This window comes from Ruminococcus sp. (assembly GCF_016283395.1).
On record NZ_JAEEMU010000027.1, the window covers coordinates 1 to 3,559 of the forward strand.

Sequence of the window (3,559 nt, forward strand, 5' to 3'; positions counted from 1 at the left end):
CAAAGGGTACTTTTTACCTGTATTTCAAGGATAAGTATGATATCAGGAACAAGCTTGTATCTCACAAGTCAAGTCAGCTGTTCCTGACCGCTCTGGACGAGCTTGGCGACGAGCTTAACGACCTTTCTTTCGAGGACAAGCTCATAAGGATCATCGACAATATCATCAATCAGCTCAATAACGACCAGTCACTTCTCACATTCATATCCAAGAACCTGAGCTGGGGCATATTCAAAAGCGCCATCACTTCCCCTGCATCGGATAAAGACGTAGACTTTTCAACAGTGTATTACAATATGCTGAATGAAGCTCCCTATGATTTCCGCGATCCCGAGATAATGCTCTTTATGATAATTGAGCTTGTAAGCTCCACCTGCTATTCGGCTATACTCTACAAGGAGCCCTGTACTATAGCGGAATTGAAGCCTTATCTCTACAATTCCATAAGACTTATAATCTCCCAGCACGAAATAAGAACATAAAAAACTCCCCATTACCGAATAAACAGTAATGGGGAGTTTCAATACTTTAGGGATATTTAACGTGTGATATTCTTTACCCACTTATACTTCATGTAATGCTTATATACAGCAGGTATTTTCACGAACTCGTCCAGCGTGAGTATGAACGCCACCGCAAGTACAGGCAGTTTCAGCACAAAGGCAGCGATAGCGCCCATTGGCACTACCACGCACCACAGCGTTACGATATCGCATATCATACCGAACCGCGTATCACCGCCTGCGGGGAACATTCCGCCTATAATAGTTGAGTTAAGGGAATTTCCGATGATATAGTAAGCCGCCATGAACATCATATATTTCAGGTAATACTGCGCCTGATCATTGAGGTTTATGACTTTAAGTATAACAGGCGTTAACGCAAGTATAACTACTCCCGAACCTACGCCTATGAGAATAGACAGCCGCACGAATTTACCGCCTGCCTTTTTAGCTTCTTCGATCTCGTTCCTGCCCAGCATACCGCCAAGTACGATACCTACACCTGCTGCGATGCCCCAGCAAAGGCTTGCTATTATACAGCGAACGATGCTTGCTATGGAGTTTGCAGCTACAGCATCTGTGCCAAGCCTGCCCATGATAACTGAGTACATAGTTACTCCGCCGCCCCAGCCAAGCTGATTGAGCAAAAGCGGCATGGTATAGCGGATATAATCCTTATGAAGCAGAGGATCTTTCGTATGTAACATCGCCTTTATCCTCAGCATGGGACATTTTCCCTTTAGCATTACCACAAGTATAAATATACACTCAAATGCTCTTGCCGCAACTGTAGCTATAGCCGCACCTGCAATACCCATTTTCGGGAAAAATCCAAGTCCGAATATAAAACAGGCGTTGAGAAGTATATTGAGAATTACCGCAAGGCTTCCGACAAGCGAGCTTAGTCCTGCGCGGTCACATATCTTCATAATGCCGAAGTAAGCCTGTGAAAAGCCTGCAAGCACATACGAAAACGCCACATATCGCAGGTAAACAGCACCAAGACGTATAAGGTGTCTTTCAGATGTGAATATCCGCATTATCTGCTGCGGTATAAACAGCGCCGCCAGTGTGAATATTGCGCCTATAAGCAGCGAATAGCGCATGGTTATGGCAAGGACCTCCTCAACAGTATGTATGTCCTTTTTCCCCCAGTACTGCGCTGCGATAACGTTGCAGCCAGCCACGAATGCACCGAAAAACAGGCTGTAGACAAAGGCTATCTGTCCTGCAAGCGATGAAGCAGAAAGCGAGTCCTGGTCAAGAAAGCCCAGCATAAAAGCGTCCGAAGCCGATACCAGCGACATCATCAGATACTGGAAGGCTATGGGCGCTACTATAGTAAATAATTTTTTGTATAATCCTTTATTATCCTGCATAAATCTCCTTTTCTTATAGGGCGAAAAAAGCTGCCGCACTTTTGTGCAGCAGCCGTAATTTCTTGTTAAACCGCAGCCTTTTTGCTGTCGGACTTTGTTTCTTCTGCCTTATCGGGAACGCTTACCTTTTCGATATCTGCACCAAGAGCTCTGAGCTTGCCTTCCATGCAGTCATAACCTCTCTCGATATGGTAGATATCCTCGATCTCGGTAACGCCGCTTGCAGCAAGTCCTGCAATGATAAGTGCTGCGCCTGCTCTCAGGTCACAAGCCTTTACGGGAGCTCCCATAAGCTTGCCTGTGCCCTCTATAAGAGCTACCTTGCCGTTTACTGTGATATCTGCGCCCATTCTTCTGAGCTCGTCCACATAGCGGAAACGCTGCTCCCAGATATTCTCGGTGATAATGCTCGTACCCTCTGCAAGACACAGAAGAGTAGCTATCTGAGACTGCATATCTGTAGGGAATCCCGGATGAGGAGCTGTCTTGACGTTTGTCTTTACCAACGGACCGTCTACCCATACTCTTATACTGTCATCGAACTGTTCGATATTAACGCCGATCTTCTCAAGCTTCTTTGTAATGGATTCAAGATGCTTGGGGATAACGTTCTTGATAAGAACATCGCCCTTTGTTGCAGCAACTGCAACCATAAATGTACCTGCTTCTATCTGATCGGGGATAACTGCATAAGTAGTGCCGTGAAGATGCTCAACACCTCTGATCTTGATAACATCGGTACCTGCACCCATGATGTTTGCACCCATTGAGTTGAGGAAGTTTGCAAGATCAACGATATGAGGCTCCTTAGCTGCATTTTCGATTATTGTAAGTCCCTCAGCCTTTACAGCAGCCAGCATTGCATTCATAGTAGCTCCGACTGTTACGACATCAAAGAAGATCTGATTGCCGCTGAGCTTGTCAGCAGTAAGATCTATCATGCCCTGACTGAGAGTATGCTTTGCACCGAGGGCTGTGAAAGCCTTTAAGTGCTGATCTATAGGTCTGTCTCCGAGAGGACATCCGCCCGGCATGGAAACTCTTGCTTTATTGAATTTGCCCAGAAGAGCACCGAGGAAGTAATATGAAGCACGCATTTTTCTTGCATACTCATAAGGAACACAGAATTTGCTGATCTTTGTAGGATCTATTCTGTAAGCATCCTTGCCGATGTTGGTTACCTCTGCGCCCATTTCCTCAAGGATATGGATACATATCCTTACATCGCTGATATAAGGAACATTTTCTATAACGCATGGTTCATCTGAAAGAATTACTGCAGGAAGAATAGCTACAGCCGCATTCTTAGCACCGCTGATAGTTACCTCACCCTCAAGGCGTCTTCCGCCTTTAATAACAAACTTATCCAAATATATTCTCTCCTTAGTTTTTCGGGTTATTTGTATCTGCTCCCGAATTTCTTTCTTTTGTTCCTCGGCATAAGACGCCGAACATATTAATTATTAAGCCTTTGCTTAAAGATCATCATTTATAATCGGAAATATCCCAGCGGACTTCTTCCCCGCTGTACTGAGTAACAGTCATCTTTTCGATGACAACGTCCTTCTGGGGCTTGTAATACTCATCGACTGCTGTGTCCTGAATATCGAAGACAACATCGAGACCGTCGAAGACCTGACCAAAGATGGTATAGCTTCCGTCGAACCAGGGCAGACC

General features: G+C 45.2%; 4 protein-coding genes. 1 reads left to right on the forward strand and 3 read right to left on the reverse strand.

Annotation, left to right across the window (positions count from 1 at the left end; translation table 11 throughout):
* The coding region (locus QZZ41_RS00520) for a TetR/AcrR family transcriptional regulator (protein ID WP_295066685.1) at positions 1-482 on the forward strand (482 nt) is incomplete at its 5' end.
* A 56-nt stretch (positions 483-538) separates the two neighbouring features.
* On the opposite strand, the gene QZZ41_RS00525 is transcribed toward QZZ41_RS00520, so the two are convergent.
* The 3 genes from QZZ41_RS00525 to QZZ41_RS00535 form a co-directional block, all read right to left on the reverse strand.
* The gene (locus tag QZZ41_RS00525; RefSeq protein WP_295066687.1) at positions 539-1,882 is read right to left on the reverse strand and encodes an MATE family efflux transporter; all 1,344 of its coding nucleotides are present in this window, start codon (positions 1,880-1,882) and stop codon (positions 539-541) included.
* Positions 1,883-1,947: 65 nt separating this feature from the next.
* On the reverse strand, positions 1,948-3,252 hold the full coding sequence (locus QZZ41_RS00530; protein ID WP_295066689.1) for a UDP-N-acetylglucosamine 1-carboxyvinyltransferase: 1,305 nt from the start codon (positions 3,250-3,252) through the stop codon (positions 1,948-1,950).
* Positions 3,253-3,367: 115 nt separating this feature from the next.
* A partial coding sequence (locus QZZ41_RS00535; RefSeq protein ID WP_295066691.1) for a peptidylprolyl isomerase occupies positions 3,368-3,559 on the reverse strand: 192 nt, incomplete at its 5' end.

What these genes read in the sequence shown, in the direction of transcription:
- QZZ41_RS00525 (WP_295066687.1), bottom strand. Translation starts at nt 1,882, where the DNA reads ATGCAGGATAATAAAGGATTATACAAAAAATTATTTACTATAGTAGCG.